The organism is Paenibacillus praedii, assembly GCF_049725345.1.
Taxonomy (GTDB): Bacteria; Bacillota; Bacilli; order Paenibacillales; family Paenibacillaceae; genus Pristimantibacillus.
Map to the genome: position 1 here is coordinate 1 of NZ_JBMWAM010000014.1, position 17409 is coordinate 17409.

14 protein-coding genes are annotated in these 17409 nt (G+C 47.1%); 2 read left to right on the forward strand and 12 right to left on the reverse strand.

Features of this window, described 5'->3' with window-relative positions; all coding sequences use genetic code 11:
* Positions 1-461: 461 nt before the first annotated feature.
* Both ACO9K6_RS13885 and ACO9K6_RS13890 read right to left on the reverse strand, forming a co-directional pair.
* Positions 462-2102, reverse strand: a complete 1641-nt coding sequence (locus ACO9K6_RS13885; RefSeq protein WP_424768163.1) for a diguanylate cyclase domain-containing protein — start codon at positions 2100-2102, stop codon at positions 462-464.
* Between the two features lie 189 nt (positions 2103-2291).
* The gene (locus ACO9K6_RS13890) at positions 2292-3386 is read right to left on the reverse strand and encodes a CdaR family transcriptional regulator (RefSeq protein WP_424768164.1); all 1095 of its coding nucleotides are present in this window, start codon (positions 3384-3386) and stop codon (positions 2292-2294) included.
* 157 nt (positions 3387-3543) lie between these two features.
* Here ACO9K6_RS13890 and ACO9K6_RS13895 point away from each other — a divergent pair, with 157 nt between their 5' ends.
* A complete protein-coding gene (locus tag ACO9K6_RS13895) occupies positions 3544-4683 on the forward strand; it encodes a glycerate kinase (RefSeq protein ID WP_424768165.1) in 1140 nt (379 codons plus the stop codon).
* Between the two features lie 116 nt (positions 4684-4799).
* On the opposite strand, the gene ACO9K6_RS13900 is transcribed toward ACO9K6_RS13895, so the two are convergent.
* The 10 genes from ACO9K6_RS13900 to ACO9K6_RS13945 all read right to left on the reverse strand — a co-directional run bounded on the left by ACO9K6_RS13900 (position 4800) and on the right by ACO9K6_RS13945 (position 15658).
* The gene (locus ACO9K6_RS13900) at positions 4800-6494 is read right to left on the reverse strand and encodes a GMC family oxidoreductase (protein ID WP_424768166.1); all 1695 of its coding nucleotides are present in this window, start codon (positions 6492-6494) and stop codon (positions 4800-4802) included.
* Between the two features lie 6 nt (positions 6495-6500).
* On the reverse strand, positions 6501-7034 hold the full coding sequence (locus ACO9K6_RS13905; RefSeq protein WP_424768167.1) for a gluconate 2-dehydrogenase subunit 3 family protein: 534 nt from the start codon (positions 7032-7034) through the stop codon (positions 6501-6503).
* Between the two features lie 87 nt (positions 7035-7121).
* A complete protein-coding gene (locus ACO9K6_RS13910; RefSeq protein ID WP_424768168.1) occupies positions 7122-7949 on the reverse strand; it encodes a phosphoenolpyruvate hydrolase family protein in 828 nt (275 codons plus the stop codon).
* Positions 7942-9177, reverse strand: coding sequence for a Tm-1-like ATP-binding domain-containing protein (locus ACO9K6_RS13915; RefSeq protein WP_424768169.1), 1236 nt, complete (start codon positions 9175-9177; stop codon positions 7942-7944). The genes ACO9K6_RS13910 and ACO9K6_RS13915 overlap by 8 nt, the downstream gene beginning before the upstream one ends.
* Positions 9178-9203: 26 nt before the next feature.
* Entirely contained in the window at positions 9204-9629 is a 426-nt protein-coding gene (locus tag ACO9K6_RS13920; protein WP_424768170.1) for a cupin domain-containing protein, read from the reverse strand.
* Between the two features lie 84 nt (positions 9630-9713).
* Complete coding sequence (locus tag ACO9K6_RS13925; RefSeq protein WP_424768171.1) at positions 9714-10565, reverse strand: sugar phosphate isomerase/epimerase family protein; 852 nt, start codon at positions 10563-10565, stop codon at positions 9714-9716.
* Between the two features lie 81 nt (positions 10566-10646).
* The gene (locus ACO9K6_RS13930) at positions 10647-11738 is read right to left on the reverse strand and encodes a substrate-binding domain-containing protein (protein WP_424768172.1); all 1092 of its coding nucleotides are present in this window, start codon (positions 11736-11738) and stop codon (positions 10647-10649) included.
* A 119-nt stretch (positions 11739-11857) separates the two neighbouring features.
* Complete coding sequence (locus ACO9K6_RS13935; RefSeq protein ID WP_424768173.1) at positions 11858-12883, reverse strand: ABC transporter permease; 1026 nt, start codon at positions 12881-12883, stop codon at positions 11858-11860.
* A complete protein-coding gene (locus ACO9K6_RS13940; protein WP_424768174.1) occupies positions 12873-14387 on the reverse strand; it encodes a sugar ABC transporter ATP-binding protein in 1515 nt (504 codons plus the stop codon). The genes ACO9K6_RS13935 and ACO9K6_RS13940 overlap by 11 nt, the downstream gene beginning before the upstream one ends.
* Before the next feature lie 50 nt (positions 14388-14437).
* A complete protein-coding gene (locus ACO9K6_RS13945; protein ID WP_424768250.1) occupies positions 14438-15658 on the reverse strand; it encodes an ROK family protein in 1221 nt (406 codons plus the stop codon).
* A gap of 926 nt (positions 15659-16584) precedes the next feature.
* Between ACO9K6_RS13945 and ACO9K6_RS13950 the strand changes: the two genes are divergently transcribed.
* Positions 16585-17379, forward strand: a complete 795-nt coding sequence (locus tag ACO9K6_RS13950; protein WP_424768175.1) for a Nif3-like dinuclear metal center hexameric protein — start codon at positions 16585-16587, stop codon at positions 17377-17379.
* The last annotated feature ends 30 nt before the right edge of the window (positions 17380-17409 follow it).

The window sequence follows — 17409 nt, forward strand, 5'->3', positions numbered from 1 at the left end:
TCGCTCATCCCCTCGTTAACTTTCATTTTATTTCATACGAGGGTGTTATTCGACTGCATTTTTATCGTAGCACTCCAAGTATAGAATTAAGCAATTAATACTTTCTGAGACTATCATTCTTTTAACCCACTGAATTGACAAAATCACGGAAACAAACAAAAGCCACGTTACGAGCCGCCTTTTTGATACTGTTGATATATGTTGTTTATTTCCTATACTGTATCATTAAATTTTAAATGAATTACTAGCATTGCATTAATGACCTCTGAATCTTTATAACTTTCTGTCTTATCTAAACCTGCACATAAAAAAATCCTTTACAATAACAGCATATATTGAGTTTTATAATAGCTCAACAGTTCGTCCATACTATACATTAACGCCCCGACTGTTAAAGGAAGCCAGGGCGTTTCAAATACATCAAAATTCTATTTATGTTGCATTTAGGAATGAAAGTTTTATTACATGTCTTTCTTTACATCATAAAAAGAAAATTGGTTTTTTCCTCTTTTTTTTGAGACATACAGTGCCTGGTCAGCCAATCGGATCACTTTAAAAATATCCTTGTCATGATAAGGCCAGATAGCCCCGCCTACACTACAGCCAATTTGAACTCTTGTATTTTCAATATTAAATGGCTCTCTTAACAGCTTAACAAGCTTCTCAGCAGCTTGTTGACCTTTTTCTATTGGATTGCAGAGCGATGTATTTAGTACAACTAAAAACTCGTCTCCTCCAAGCCGGCAGAAAAATGATTCCTTTAAGCTCCTTTTTAGTCGCCCCGCCACCTCTTGTAACAGCAAGTCACCTGCATGATGTCCAAGTTTATCGTTCACCTTTTTGAATCCATCTAAATCTAAATATAAAAACGTATACGATTGGTTCCTAGTTCTTTGATCCGCATCATTTGAAATTTGATTAATGTATAAATCTAGCCCGATTCGATTTGGCAGACTCGTTAGTTTATCATGGTAAGCTAGGTTTGCCATCTGCCCGAGTTCCGATTCTGTTCTTGATAAGTCATGTAAAAGGTTTCTTAGCGATGAAGAAAGGATCTCTACATCCTTGATGCCTGTATAAACAGGGATTTCTACTCTCTTTCCTAATAAAAGCTGATCAGCTGCTCGTGATATGTTGCGTAATGGTTTTGCCACTATCCCTGCAAAAAACCACCCTAAAACAGCAAAAATAATTGCAGTAAAAGCCCCCAGCAAAAGAATATATATTTTCAGATCCTTTGCAGAAGCAAAAGCCGATTCCTCAGACTCCCGAACTAGAATTGTCCAGCCCAAGCCTGGATAGTCTTTATAGCCTTCTCCTAATGAAAAACCTGTTAAATATTGCTTTCCGTCTGGCCACTCTTCTAATATCCACCCATCTTTTTTCGCTTGGGCACGTTCTATGCTCTCTAAATTTAATGGCTTTCCAACAAAAGCTTTAGGTCCTAAGATAACGGTGTTGTCACGGGAACTGACGATAAAAATTTCCTGGTTTTTGTTCTCTTTTTGAAACGAGCTTCTCAAAGATTCTTTTATCTCACTTGCCCAAGCCCAACTTAAATGAGAAGCTAATACTCCTTTAAATTCACCTTTAGCGTCTACAATAGGAACACTAATATCAACAAACTGTAGTGGTTCATTCGTTGGATTTGGCAGCAATTTAGCAAGAAGAACAGCCTCATGAACATCTCCAATAAAAGGCTGATCGATGGCTTCTTGATACACTGGCCGTTCTGCAATAGACTTCCCCACTAATATTCCATTTGTTGCTTCTTGAACATTTCCATTCTCGTCTGTTACACCTACCCATGTAAAAGAAGGGATTTGAGACTGTAATTGATCAAGGAGAAGCTGTGTTTCGGTTATATCTTCTTCCCGTAAAGCCTTTAACCCACTAAAAATTTTAATTTCACTGTAACGAGACCACATGTAATGATCCAATTTATCGGCCAATTCAAATGAAGTTTTCCCAAGAGAATCCCCAATCTCATTTTTAATAATCTTCGTTGACTTAGCACTGATTTGAATGCTCAATAATATGGTTAAAATAATGATAAGGGTAGCGAATAGCACAGAAAAACATGCACGCAAGCTAATCGACATATTTATTGATTTCCTTTCTACATAAAACCATTTTGTTATCGTCTATACCAGCCTTACTTAAAAAGTTAACAGCTCTTTTATAATAATTTAATTACTGCGTTTTTGAAAGTTTCAATTATAACTTTTAATAAACCCATCTTCTAACGGTATGCTTTTAAAGCACAAGCTACCTCATCCGAATCATGCATCTTATCCGTTTCTCCATATAACCATTTGCAGGATCATAGCATCGCGGAAGCATGCCGGATCGTAGCCTGTCGTATCCTTCACCTTCTCCAACCGGTAGATTAGCGTATTGCGATGTATGCCCAACCTGTTTGCTGCAGAAGCAAGATTGAAGCTGCAGTCAAAGAAGCACTGCAGTGTTTCCTCGATTTTCGAGTTCCAAAACGGTAATAATTTTTCCTCAAGCCGCGTTCTGTGTTCTTCGGGTATGTACTGAATAAGCGCCTGCCCTTCAATATCATTGAAATGAACGACCTGTCCTTGTGAGCGGCTTCCGCAGCTTAAAGCAGACTCGGCCTCCTGAAAGCTGCGGCGAATCTCACTGCGTGAGCTCACGAACGTGCCAACCCCAATGCGATAAGCGTTGGTTTCCACATGAAGTAATCCCGCAAGCTTGTCCAGCTTACATGTGACACCCTGTGAGGTTGTTTCCGAGAATAAAAGCAGCAATCTCTGCGGCCGGGATTGGCTAATTAAAACATGACTGCCTTCCAACATTCGGCGCACTTTAAGCGGTACGCTTTCCTCTATTCGAGTATGGGATGTATGTGTAAAAGAAGCGATTGCCATCTGGAATGGAGGCCGAAGGGAGTGCCGGATCATTTCGAGCTTGGCGTTAACTACGTCTGATGCTTCGGTGGAAGGCTCCTGCAGCAGCGCCTCAATAATCATATCGCACGTCATCTGCTTCCACTCCTCCTGCAGCTTGGAATAATGCTGCCGAATTAGCAGCTCTGCAGTCATATTAACCAATTGACTGAATGGTTCCACCTCCTCCGGGTTCCCTGTAATACCAATTGCTCCGATCACTTGCTGATTATAATGGACCGGCATGTTAACTCCGACTTGGGCCCCGCGCCATTTGTGAAGCTGGTCTTGTCTGATGATCAGAGTTCGATTATGTTTGATTGCCGCTCCGGCAGCTTGATGATATTCACCCACTCTGGATGTATCGCCGCTTGCAATAATTGAGCCGTCGACATCGATGACATTAATATTCCAGTTTACTCTGTGCATCGTTTGAGCCACAATTTCTTCCGCTAATTGTCTGGTGAGCATGCATCGTCATCCTCCATCCGTCATTTGTTCAATTTGCATGAAAAGTTTTTGCTTCAGAATCCATAATTTAGATGAATCGTATGAAGACCTGGCCGGCCTTTATTTAGTATGATGGTACTGAAAAGCAAGCACTCCCGTTATAAAAAGGAGGAGCAGTATGAAATTTGTGATTGCACCGGATTCATTCAAGGGCAGCCTGTCAGCCGTCCAAGCAGGATCGATTATCGCACATGCGATACGTTGGGAAATGCCTGAAGCGATAACCGACGTCATTCCAATGGCGGATGGCGGTGAGGGTACGGTCGACGCACTCGTTCAGGCGACTGGCGGCAAGATTGTCGAGTGTCAAACAACTGGGCCGGAAGGGAAGCACGTAACGACTTACTTCGGCGTGATCGACGAGGGAAGTGTCCAAACCGCCGTCATCGAAGTGGCAAATATATTTGGTTTACCGCTTATTCCACAGGAGCGGAGAGATCCGATGAACACCACATCACGCGGAATAGGTGAACTTTTGCGTGCTCTTCTGGACAAAGGACATCGGCGCTTTGTCATCGGACTAGGCGGCAGCGCAACCAATGATGGGGGGCTCGGTATGTTGTCCGCTCTCGGAGTCCGCTTCACGGACCGAGACGGCAGCCTGCTCGAAGGATTTGGCCGCGATTTATTGGAAGTGGCATGTGTTGATTTACAACATTTGGACAGTCGCTTGAAGCAAAGCCAAATTACTATCGCCTGCGATGTAACGAACCCACTCCTAGGGCCGCTCGGCGCGTCATTCGTGTTCGGTCCTCAGAAAGGGGCTAGCCCCGAGCAAGTTGTTCGGCTGGACGACGGGATGTCGCGATACGCAACGTTAATGGAGGATGCTTTTTCACTTAAGCTGCGTGAACGCGAAGGTGCCGGGGCTGCCGGCGGTCTCGGTTTTGCCTTTATGGCAATCGGAGCCATTATCGTGCCCGGCGCCCAAGTTGTAGAGCAACTGACCAGTTTGAAAAAGAAAATTTCGCAGGCAGATTGGGTCATTACCGGAGAAGGATGCAGCGATGAGCAGACGATATTCGGCAAGCTTCCTTGGTATGTTGCGCAGTGGGCCAACGAGGCCGGTAAACCGGCAATCCTGATCTCCGGCAGCTTGGGAGAGGATATCGAGCCTTTGTACGAACGCTTCACCGGCTGTTTCTCCATCACTCCGCGTCCTTCGACCCTGCAGATATGTATGGAGGAATCAGAACGTAATTTGGAACAGTGCGCTAGAAATGTGGCTCGCCTGATAGGCAGTGCCGCAAGACATTAACTGCCGCAAAAAATCGCACAATCGCAGCTATCACCTTAAACATACCGTGGATGTAAAAAAAGGCGCTTTTCAGTAGATTCCCCTACTAGGCGCCCTTATTCCGGTTTCACTCGTTTTTATACGCGATCCAGTAAATGATCGGATGTTAAATAAGCTAAAGCGAAAATCATCTCGGTCGGGTTATAGGAGGGTTGCGAAATGAATTGGCCTCCTCCGACCGCATACAGCCCTTTGCATTCATGCACTTGCCCGAAAGGATCGGTGACCGAAGTTTTTGGATCCAGTCCCATACGATGCGTCCCGACATCATGAACCGTGACATGGTAGTTTGGAGTCGGCGAGTCTTCCCACGTTTCCTCCATACCCATTTCCTTGGCGATTTCCCGTTTGATCCGCATAAAATATTCCACAGACTTCGCATCGTAATCCGTCCATTCATGCGTTATACGCAGAGCCGGCTGACCGAACGAGTCCCTCACGACCGGATCAAGATCAACATAATGCTGCATGGAAGGCAGCGTGGAATGCTGCGAATACATTCTGAACAGCCTACGGAAATTTTGGCTCATCCAATCTTTAAAGCCTTTTCCCCATTTCGGGACATGAGGCGGCAATCCGTGAATGGTCTCAATCGGCTGAAAATCACCAGTCCATGTATTAATAGGCGATCCCCAAAGCACGCCTTCGTCGTTGTCGGGGATCAACTCTGACGTGTAGTCATCAATGATAGACCCTCCCTGAAGCGATCCCATGAACGAGTTCGTGATTTCAGGCAAAACCCCGTTAAACCAGCCATAGTTATGCAGAATAAGATGTTTCCCTACATGACCGTTGCCGTTAATTCCCGATGTGAGCAGCAATCTAGCATTTTCCAGCGCATAACAAGCCAAAATGACGACTCCGGCTTCCAGATCAATAACCTTGCCGTCAGCGTCGTAATAGGAAACTCCTTTTACACTGCCATCGGTATGTTTATTAATACGGAACACCCGGGCGAACGGCCTGACCTCCAGATTGCCCGTCTCTTCCACCGCTGCTTTAATCATATCGTGCGTCGACAGCTTTGCTCCGACATGGCAGGGGAATCCATGACAGAAACCGCAATTTGTACAGGCGTTTCTACCTTTATATTCGGTAGTGGCGATGGCAGTCGGAGTTGGAAATGGATGATAGCCCATACGTTTGACCGTCGTGCAGAAAATTTCATCGACCGCCCCACGCTGAATCGGGGGCATCGGATACTCCCGCATACGCGGGGATTCGAATGGATTTCCGCCTTCCAGCTTCTTATTCCCCACATTGCCGGCTTTGCCTGATACGCCCATTTCCCATTCGACGCGATCATAATAAGGCTCCATCATCGAATAGTCGATGGGCCAATCCTCAAGCGATGTGTATGCAGGAAGCGCATCACTTGAAAAACGTTCCATAATCGTGCTTTTCATCTTGAAGTCGGCTTCCCGGAATCGAAACGCGGCACCGCCCCAATTAAGCGTACCGCCGCCGGTTCCCATTGAAGGCGGAATCTGAAAGGGGTTGCCCAAGCCGAGCGTGTTCGATGCCCAAGGCAAAATTTCGGCTTTTGTTCTCTCATTAGGCCGCCACGTGATCGGATCTGTTTTCATGTGCGGTACAATCGCACTGCGGCAGTAGTAGCGAATTTCATCGAACTTCGTCAGAAAATCGGACTGCCGGTAAAAGGCGCCTTTTTCGAGAGCCACGACTTTCCTGCCGCCACGGGCAAGCTCTGTCGCGATGACGCCGCCTGCCGCCCCCAATCCAACTACAATCACATCTATTTTGGTTTTCACGCGGAATCACCTCCTTACCAGGTTAGCTTCTTTATGCCTTTGCAGAAGATCGCTCACCGATAAAACCTCGATTTGACTACTGTCATAGCCCAGACTCATTTGCTCACCCGTATAACCCCAATGTGCCCCGGGAAAGCCAATCATTTTCCATCCGGCAAAATCCCGGTTACCGCCGTACATCGGATCACCGAAGGTCCCCTCGATCGTATGCTCATAAATAACCTCGAAGAAGATCCTCATATTTTCGCCATCTTCAGAAAGCTGAAGGAGCTCTATTTTGTGCAGCAGGTCATCCTGCTTATCCGGTGACAGCCCGACAAACTCAGCCCCATACAATCGGACAGCTAAGTCGTTAAAATCCTGCAGCCGCTGGCGATAATATTTCTGCAAATGACTGAAATAACCGGCTAATGCTCTATCAATATAAACATGGGCGTGCGCTTCTGCCGCCCCCGGACTATTCGGTTCGCTGGGAATAAGACGGCTGCAAATGGCCTGGACCAGACTCATTTCCTCTTCATTGAAGAACATATTGGACATTTACGACTTCCTCCCCGGAATTCTTTGCTCTATCCCCTATGAGGGGGAGTCTTCAGTTTACTCCCCCTGATCAGTGCGAGTGATTATCTACTTCAGCGAAAGCGCCTTGAATCGTTTTACGTTTTCCGTGATCGCGACTTCAACCGGCAGACGCTCCATACTGGATGCCCCATAGAAACCTGCGATTCCCTTTGTTTTAGCTAGTACATATTTGACATCTTCAAGATCGGCAATCGGACCTCCGTGGCAGATGACCAGAACATCCGGGTTCACTTCCTTAGCTGCATCACACATAGCTTGGACGGCCGTAACCGCTTCATCCATGGACATCGTGCTTTTCGCTCCGATATAACCTTTCAGCGTAGTGCCTACATGAGCCACAATAATGTCCGCGCCAGCTTCGGCCATCGCCCGAGATTCGTCCTCGGTAAATACATAAGGAGTGGTTAGCAAGTCCATTTCATTCGCGAGACGGATCATCTCAACCTCGCGGTCGTAACCCATACCGGTTTCCTCCATATTGTGGCGAAGCCGACCTTCATAGAGCCCAACCGTAGGGAAATTCTGCACACCCTTGAAACCGAACTCGTTCTTTAGCTTGCTTAGGAATTGCGGCATCTGCCGGAAAGGGTCGGTCGCACACACGCCGGCCAGCACGGGAGCATTCTTGACTACCGGAATGACTTCTCCCGCCATCTCCATCACGATCTGGTTGGCATCACCAAAAGGCATTAAGCCAGATATGGAACCCCTGCCCGCCATACGGAACCTTCCCGAGTTGTATATGATAATAATGTCCGCACCGCCTGCTTCTTCACAGACAGCGGATATGCCCGTACCGGCCCCGGCCCCGATGATCGGAATGCCGCGGCTCACTTGGTCTCTGAATCGGTCCATAATTTCCTGTTTACTCATTTGTCAACACTCCACTCTGTTGGATTAACTCATGCATTTTATTCGCTGCCGCTTCTGCAAAAAAAGGATCGTTGATATCCGTATCCATGACCACAACCTGTATATGAGTTTTCAACGTCTGCATAAAAATTTCGAACAGCGCCTGATCGGCTTCCGGATTATAAAAAACTTCATTCTCTGTCGCAATGGAGGAGACCCCCTTAAGCGGTATGAAAACCGTAACCGGGCCAAATGCCTTATTCAATTTCTCGCCGATGATCCGGCCTAGCTCTGCGCACTCCTCTTTGGTCGTGCGCATCAACGTTACATTTTGATTGTGTATATACAACGTTCTGTCTTGAAAATGGGACGGGACCGTAGCAGCAGGACCGAAGTTGACCATATCCAGCGCACCCAGCGATACAACTTGGGGAATCCCCAATTCACCCGCCATCTCGAGCCGATTCTTACCGGCCGACAGCATCCCGCCGACTAATTCGTCAGCCAGTTCCGTTGTTGTCAGATCCAATACACCGCTAAAGTAACCGTCACGTATCAAGCCTTCCATCGCCCGCCCCCCCGACCCGTTAGCATGGAATACGACCACCTCGTAACCCAACTCATCGAGCCGTGCACGCGCTCTGTTAACACATGGTGTCGTAACGCCGAACATCGTTACAGCTACGAGAGGCTTGAAATGACGATCGGCGGAGCGGTTTCTGCTCACTCGCGCCATCCCGACTACGGCTGCCGCGGCGTTTGTAAGAATTCGCTCCGATATCGAATTTATACCGGCAATATCCACGATAGAATACATCATCGTAATATCCGTTTGCCCCACATAAGAGCTTGTATCTCCGGAGGCGATCGTAGATACCATAAGCTTTGGCAAGCCGATCGGCAGTGCCCTCATCGCATAGGTAGCGATAGATGAGCCGCCAGAGCCCCCCAATGCAAGAATGCCGTGCAGTTTATCGTCACTGTGAAGCTTCTGAACAATTTCCGCTGCCCCTTTGCACATCTGTTCGATGGCAAATCCGCGATCCTTTTTTGCAATCAGGGTGTTTACATCTATACCGGATGCCTGGGCAACTTGTTCCCTGGTGATATCCGCCTTCATTTGAGGACTGCCCAATACGCCGGCATCTACGATGATCACCTTACAGCCTTCGGCCATAATCAGGTCTCTTACAAATTCGTATTCCTTGCCTTTCGTATCCAACGTTCCCAATAGAACGATTGTGACCATGCATTTGCCTCCATGACGAACTTGGATTAACGTATCAAAGGGTCTTCTGCGGGAATGAGTCGGAAGTCGGGTAGATTCCGCAGCTCCCGTTCCGAGCCGGACGGAGAATAAACGACAAAAACCCGCATTGGCTCGCTGCCAGTATTAACCGTGTAATGATATCTGCTCTCCGGCACATAAATGGTACAGCCGACTGATACAACAGAGACGATCGCATGACCATCATCGTCTTCTACCATCTGTTCCCCCTGACCGGAAAGCACGAAAATAATTTCTTCTGCGCCCGGGTGGTTGTGTCGGTCGTGTCCTCCGCCCGGCTGCATCTCAACGATACCGGCACTGAAGCGTGAAGCTCCGTTAACCTCGGAAGAACAGGTTACCTTGAAGCTCCCCCACTCAAACGCCATCGTATCCACATGCTTCGGTTCCACAAAATAGTTGAGGTTTCCCATGTACATTCTCCTTTAGCAGGGCCGGTTGTTCATATTTCGCGTTCCGGATTTGAACAGCCGGCCTGCAAATTGATGAGTCGAAACCTATTTCTTGCCTTCGATCCGGTCGACTAACGGCTGCAAATATTCGTACGCTTGGCGGGCTACAAGATCCGGCTCGATGTCACGGCGGTCAAATCCAATTTCCATAGCCAACCAGCCGTCGTAATCGATATCCTTCAATGCTTGAACGACACCTACGAAATCTCCGCGTCCCTGACCCGGCGCAAGACGGTCGTTATCCGAGATGTGAATGTGGCGAAGATCCTTACCCATGGCGTAAATGTAATCGGTGGAAGGCTCTTTGCGATAGAGCGCATGGAACGTATCGAACATCACTTTAACGTTTGGTTTGTTCACTTCCCTCATCATGTTAAGCGCATCATCACAGCGATCGACAATATTGCTATCATGTGACGTTGGTTCAATGACCAGCGTCACTCCATGGTTAGCCGCGGCATCAGCGACCTCCGATAAAGCTTCCACGCTCCATGCCCAAGCTTGCTCCAGGCTGGTCCCGAATACCTGCCAGCCGGGAATGTACAGAAGCGTCTTGCATTCCCACTCCTCGGCCAATTGCGCGATATCTTTCAAGTGGTCAATCGTTAGTCGCCGTTCCTCCGGGATTGGAGAAGCGACATTATGTCCGGGTCCGCCGCTTAACGCAGACAGCATACTCGATACCTCCATGCCGTAGTGTTCAAGTATCTTCTTGGTCTCTCTTCTTCTTTCCTTCGTAAGAGTAGGCGGATAGGCATGCGGACTGGCACATCCGATTTCTATCCCTTGATACCCAATTCGGGAAAGTCTTTTGATGACTTCTTCAAGCGGATAAGCCGGCAGCCATACTGGAAAACTCGCATATGGCCAAGTGTTAAACGATAATTTCATTCCCATTTTTATATCCTCCAATCAATTTATAACTCGTTTGATTTAACGCGAATAGGAACAGTTTTTGTTCGTTATAGCAGTCCTTTATTATTTAAAAGTTGTGCCTTTAAACTGGGCTGCCGTTTCTTTCGTTACAGTCGGCGTCTCAAGTTTGATGAATTCCGGCAGTGGCTCTCCCTCGATTGCTTTGGCTGCTGCAATGATACCCATTGGAGATACAACCGGATATACAGTAGTAGAGTGGAAGGCTCCGGAAGCGACCAAATCAAGCGCAGATTCCTGGCCATCAATACTGACGATCTTGATTTCGTTTTCACGTCCCGCAGCACGGATTGCTTGCAAAGCACCTTCCGTCATCATGTCAGCGTGCGTAAATACGGCATCTATCTCACCGCTAGGAAAGCGCTGCAAAATATCTTCCATGACTTTCAATGCAGTAGCCTGGTCGTAATTCGCATGTTGACTTGCAATGACTTTGATTTCCGTGTCTTTTATGGAATCGACTAAGCCCTGGTGACGGTCAATGGTAGGCGATGCGGAAGCACTGCCTTGCAATTCAACGACATTTCCTTTGCCGCCCATTACTTCAACCAACGAACCCCCTGCATTTGTACCTAGGTCAATGTCGTTTCCTTTGATTGTTGTCGTAACGGGTGTATTTACAGTACGGTCAACGGAAATAACTTTGATTCCTGCGTCCATCGCCTTCTTTACAACGGGCGCCAGAGCGTCTTTCTCAACAGCATTAATAATGAGGGCATCAATGCCTTTGGAGATAAAATCATCCACTACGCTTGTTTGGATAACCGGGTCATTCTGGCCGTCCCCAACCAGCAATTCAATATTCGGAAAATATTTCTTGGCATGCTCTTCGGTTTGAGCTTTCAGCGCTACCCCGTAACCGAACGTTAAGGAAGCAACCGCAAATCCAACTTTGCCTTTATATTCTGCCGGATCCTTACCTAGTGCCAAAACTTGTTTACATTCGTCGCCGCAGTAGGGGCCGTAATCGATCTCGATGGGGTCGGCCGCGACATTGTCAGACACCGCGTTATCCGTCGTATTCACCGCATCGTTACCGGCAGCAGCGTCATTCACCGTGTTATTTCCTCCGCAAGCCGCCAAAAATACCAGCATGACTACAAGTGAAACAGCAACACAAACGTATGATTTTTTCATGCTTAACCTCCTAATTTTTTGAATAGTCAGTTATTTCTTTGTAATTCATTCCTCATAGCAACGTAGCAAGAAGCAAAGTTGTACAGTATCACCCTCTCACATTTAAGATGTTGTCGATTTTAGAGGCTCGACCACTGCTGTTTGATTCTGTCTTTTAATCCTGGAGTAGTGAATAATACCGCAATAATTATAATGAGTCCTTTTGCAATCTGCTGATTGAAAGGAGAGACTCCTATAAGATTCAGAAGGTTCGCAACCATAGCCAGCAAACAAACACCGGCAACCGTACCAGCTACGCTCCCTCTGCCGCCCATTAGGCTGGTTCCACCAATGACCACGGCTGCAATACTGTCGAGCATGATGAATCCACCGGCAGTCGGATGGCCAACATAAAGTCTTGAGGTGGTAATGATCCCTGCGATTGCTGCACACGCTCCGCTTATAACGTAAACGAGAATGAGCACCCGTGTTGTTTTCACGCCCGACAGTCTGGCCGCTTCCAAGCTTCCGCCAATCCCGTATACGAATCTGCCAAAGGGTAAATACTTCAAGATCGTCCCAGCAACAATGGAAGCGATTACAAAAATCCAAACTGGACCCGGAATACCAAGAAATGAACCGTTGCCTAGAAACACCAGCAAATTGCTTTCAAGTACAAACGATTGCGGGGTTCCGTTTGATAGCAGCAAGGCGAATCCAGCCCCCATAGCCATTACTGCCAAGGTCATAATGAAAGGCTGTATCCCGAAAAAAGTACTTCCCACTCCGTTTATCAAGCCCATTACGATACCTATTATCAAAACGATGAGTATCGTGGCCCATATGGGCACTCCCCTCTGGATCAACATAGCGAATGAAACGCCGACAATCGCCAAAGTTGAGCCCACGGAAAGATCAATTCCGCTGGTCAGTACGACGAATGTCATACCGATTGCGACGATGCCGGTAATCGATGCTTGTCTGGCAACGTTGATCATATTTTGCAGATTAAAAAACTCAGGAACCCAGATGATCGTAAACACTAGAAGTATGAAGAAGAGAATGGAAGGAACTTTGTAATTGATGAAAAACGGGGGTATAAATCGACGAGCACTAAACATAACGTGCTCTTCGACTACCGTACTTTGATTCAATTCACTTTTCAATGGATACCCCTCCTACTGCATATTTCATAATGATTTCTTCCGTCGCTGACTCGCGGTCCAGCTCGCCTGCAATACGTCCTTTATTCATCACTAGAATGCGGTGGCTATTCTCGAGGATTTCCGTAAGCTCGGATGATATCAGAATGATGCCCATCCCTTGTTTGCACAGATCACGCACCACACCATAGATATGAGCCTTGCTCCCGACATCGATTCCCCTCGTCGGTTCATCCAATAACAATATGCCAACTCCGGTTTCCAGCCATTTGGCCAGAACGACCTTTTGCTGGTTTCCGCCGGATAAGCTGCCGACCAATACGCTTAAGTGGGCCAATTTGATCTTTAACGATTCCACAAAGCTGCCAGCCTTCTGTTTTTCTTTCTGATGATGGATCCATCTGACCTTGCTGTTCGCCATGAACATGTTATGAGAAGAGGATAAATTTTTAAACAATCCCTGATTGCCGCGATCTTCCGGCACTAGTCCTATACCGTTTTTTACAGCTGCGCTAGGCGAGTTGTTTTTCACTTCTTTCCCGTGTACATAGATCGTACCGGTATCCATCGGATCTGCACCGAATATGGCTCTAACCAGCTCAGTTCTTCCAGATCCCCGCAATCCCGCAATACCCAGCACTTCACCGGAATACAGCGATAAATGGATGCCCGAGAGGACGCCTTGCGTGGATAAATTCTCTACGCGAAGCAGTTCCCTGCTCTCGCCATAATGAATTTTGTTTGGAGGGGCCGCTGTAATGTGCCGTCCAACCATCTTACTGACCAACGCATCCGGATTGGTATCGCTAATATTACCTTCATCTGCCTGGTGCCCGTCTTTCAATACCAGATACCGATCCGCCAGACCAAAAATTTCATCTAAGCGGTGGGAAATGAAGATGACCGCAACGCCGCGCTCCTTTAATCTTCGGACGATTTGCAGAAGCCGGTTGACATCGTCGCCTCCGAGAACCGCAGTCGGTTCGTCCAGGATCATGACCCGGGCGTTTTGATGAAGGGCTTTAGCAATCTCAAGCATTTGTTTCTCGGCTATGCTGAGACGACTAACAGGTTGGTCCACCTTCAAATACACGCCGAAATCCTCTAGAAACTGTTTCGCTTCAAGGTTTATTTTTTTCCAATTGATTAATCCCTTCACATGCTGATGCGTGCTGTAGAAAAGATTTTCTGCCACGGTCAGATGAGAGAACAGGTTCAGCTCCTGGTACACCGTTACGATTTCACTTTTTTTCGAGTCAAGCGGCGTGTGGAAAATAACTTTTTCGCCATGTATCAAAATATCACCGGAGTCCGCACTAGTCGCACCCGATAAAATTTTTATCAACGTTGATTTTCCTGCACCATTCTCCCCTACCAGCGCCAATACTTCGCCCGAATTGACAGTGAGATTAATGCTGTGAAGCACCTTTACCGTGTTGTAGCTCTTGGATATGTTTCTCATCTGCAAAAGTGGAGCATACCCATTTGAGAGTAAGGGTTCCCCCATAATATTCGTCCACCTTTCATCGCTTTTTAGACGTTGAGTTAAGTAACTGACTATCCGTTGTAGCTGCGCAACGATGCTTTCGTATCCATCAACCCATTTCCAAAAATAGTTTCCTCTACGGCTAGAAACGCCGCACCGATAATACCGGCATTCTCGCCAAGGGACATATGCTGGATCGTTAAGCTGCGGGTCGCGAGTGGAAGGGAATGCTGATAAATGGACTGCCTGATCGATGCGAGCAAGACATCTCCCACACCGGAAACCGCTCCGCCGACATATACCAGTGACGGGTTGAAAAAATTAACTAAACCGGCCAGCACATCTCCGATGATAATTCCGCATTCACGCATCAGTTCAACCGCAACAGCATCCGATTCGATAACTGCTTTCCGAACATCCGATAGTGTCAGCTTGCCTTTGCTGTCAAGCATACGTTTCAACAATTCACTTTGACCGCTTCTTGCCATTTGCTCGGCTCTTATCGCAATCGCTCGACCACCAGCCTTCGCTTCCAGACAGCCGCGGTTGCCGCAGTAGCAAAGCTGGTCATGTCCAATGTTGATGTGGCCTATGCCGCCTGCATACTCCGTCGAACCGCGATACAATTGCCCATTACAGATAATGCTTGCCCCGATGCCGTTGCCGATTTTCACGTAGATGATGTTGGGATGATCGGTATTAACGTTGATGATTTGTTCCGCCAAAGCCATCGTATTCACATTGTTATCGACGAAGCATGGGCAATCGAAATGTTGAATCCAAAACTGCCGAACCTGGTAATTCTCCCATCCCGGCATAATCGCGAGTGAGGTCGTAATTCCCGAATTGTATCTCACCGGACCGGGCACGCCCATGCCGATTCCTTTAATCTGATTCCGTTTGATATCGTGCTTTTCCATTAGTCGAAAGACAATCGCTTTAATTTTCTCCAATACAGCGGACGGACCTAAGCTTACGTCGATGTCCCTGGAAGACTCAGAGATGACGATATTACAATTGAAATCAGCAATACCTACTCTTGCGTGTGTAGATTCCAGATCAATCGCAATCACGTAACCCAATTCGGCGTTGAAGGATAGCAGAATCGGCTTGCGTCCCCCAGTAGAGGGGCCTCTCTCGACCTCAGCTACCAAATTGCTTCGAATTAAACACTCTGTATGTTCGTTCACCGTGGCCAAGCTGTAGTTGGTCATTCTAACTAAATCCGCCTTTGATATCGGCTTTTGACTTTGTCTGATCACTTTGAGTATCGCAGTTGTTATCGCAGACATCTCCACAAATGAATCACTCCCTACAGTTGTAAGCGCTGTCTTGTTAGTTTTTAATCTAAAACTAAAACTTTTTATAGTCAATGTAAAAAAGAGTCTCATTCATTAGATAAAACTCTTTTACCAAATATACAAAAGTAGCTGAACTACTTATGCTTTAAAAGCATTTAAAAAAAGAAAGGCTGCCAGCCAGCAGCCTGATTTGTTTATTAAACTTGAGATTCACATAAGTAGAACAATGTTTTGCTGGATATGTCGAAATTTATCGGCATCTAGTAAATTGTACGTCCCATCTCGTCCGCGATTCCGCTTTTACGGTAAAAGTACGTATTGAGTTAACGGGAGCACCTTCTCCTCTGCGGAATCCAGATAAAATAGAAGGACCTCCGCCGATCAGACAGCATACAAGCAGTCCGAATCGGCATCCACTGATAAGTATGCAATTGCTGATTTCGCATATCCGACAGCCACTGTTCATAAGAATAGGTTTCAGACTGATGGTTCATGGTATAGAATAGCCTGCTGTCCGCATACATCTCATGGGTCAACACTTTATCAAGCTTTGAGGAATAAACGTAAATACCGTTGATAAAATCGTTAGTCGATTTATATTTGCTGAGCTCCTGCACGGTTCTGTAAATATCTTAGGAATGCGCATTTGTACATAATGCTTCTGCTAAACTTGAATCGAATGCGCAACATAACCCCTCTCCCCCATTAAGAACTAGTCTACATGATACCTAAACGATCATCTGATTCCATTCCACAATAGGCGGATTCTACCGATAATTTCGAATCAATTCAATCTACAATTCGAAACTGATCGTCAATATTTAAGAGAGACGCGATGAAAACAAGGAGTATGCCTCCGCGTATCGAAGTGTAGAGAGTAGAAGGACATTCAACTCCTGCAGAAAGGATTAGGATCAATGGCGCTAACCATCAAAAATGTGATCGATCGACTGCGCTTAACCGTCCAGCCGATTGAGAACACGGTAGACGAATTGGAGCCGGGTGATCCCGAAATCGAAGTGCATGGGATCGCTACAACGTTTATGGCAACGCAACAGGTCATCGAACAGGCTTTGTCCCTCGGCGTGAATCTGCTAATCTCCCATGAGGCCGCCTACTACAGCCATCGAATGACGAACGGGCTTTTAACCGGTGATCCGGTCTATCAAAACAAGCATAGTCTTCTTCAGCAGTCCGGACTCTCCATCTATCGACATCATGATTATTGCCATAGGTTGGAGCCTGATCTCATCATGACCGGTTTGCTTCAGAGTCTGAAGTGGGAATCTTGCGTGGAGGAAATGCTCCCTGCGGCGGCAGTGCTCCGAATACCTGAAATGCGTGCGATCGAAATCGCGGAATACACGAAAACACAGCTGTCTCTCCCCTATGTACGGATCGCCGGCGATCCGCACATGACATGCAGTCGCATCGGAATTCTTGTGGGCTACAGAGGCGGAGGTGTCAACGCCATTCCGTTATACCGCGCAAAGGAGCTCGACCTAATTATCGCCGGCGAGGGACCTGAATGGGAAACGCCCGAATACGCAAGGGACTCGGCGTATCAAGGCGCACCAAAATCGCTGCTTGTACTGGGACATGCGGAGAGCGAAGAGCCCGGCATGCGTTATTTGGCGGAACAGCTGCAGGAATGGTATCCCGGCCTGCCCGTTCATTTTATTCCGGTTAATCCGGTATTTCAGCTCGTTTGAGCCGGACTCCGGACTCCGAAAACCCGATAG

Coding starts and splice junctions, on each gene's coding strand:
- ACO9K6_RS13905 (WP_424768167.1), bottom strand. CDS start 7,034: ATGTCCAATATGTTCTTCAATGAAGAGGAAATGAGTCTGGTCCAGGCC.
- ACO9K6_RS13910 (WP_424768168.1), bottom strand. CDS start 7,949: ATGAGTAAACAGGAAATTATGGACCGATTCAGAGACCAAGTGAGCCGC.
- ACO9K6_RS13950 (WP_424768175.1), top strand. CDS start 16,585: ATGGCGCTAACCATCAAAAATGTGATCGATCGACTGCGCTTAACCGTC.
- ACO9K6_RS13885 (WP_424768163.1), bottom strand. CDS start 2,102: ATGTCGATTAGCTTGCGTGCATGTTTTTCTGTGCTATTCGCTACCCTT.
- ACO9K6_RS13925 (WP_424768171.1), bottom strand. CDS start 10,565: ATGGGAATGAAATTATCGTTTAACACTTGGCCATATGCGAGTTTTCCA.
- ACO9K6_RS13930 (WP_424768172.1), bottom strand. CDS start 11,738: ATGAAAAAATCATACGTTTGTGTTGCTGTTTCACTTGTAGTCATGCTG.
- ACO9K6_RS13890 (WP_424768164.1), bottom strand. CDS start 3,386: ATGCTCACCAGACAATTAGCGGAAGAAATTGTGGCTCAAACGATGCAC.
- ACO9K6_RS13895 (WP_424768165.1), top strand. CDS start 3,544: ATGAAATTTGTGATTGCACCGGATTCATTCAAGGGCAGCCTGTCAGCC.
- ACO9K6_RS13915 (WP_424768169.1), bottom strand. CDS start 9,177: ATGGTCACAATCGTTCTATTGGGAACGTTGGATACGAAAGGCAAGGAA.
- ACO9K6_RS13940 (WP_424768174.1), bottom strand. CDS start 14,387: ATGGGGGAACCCTTACTCTCAAATGGGTATGCTCCACTTTTGCAGATG.
- ACO9K6_RS13945 (WP_424768250.1), bottom strand. CDS start 15,658: ATGTCTGCGATAACAACTGCGATACTCAAAGTGATCAGACAAAGTCAA.
- ACO9K6_RS13920 (WP_424768170.1), bottom strand. CDS start 9,629: ATGGGAAACCTCAACTATTTTGTGGAACCGAAGCATGTGGATACGATG.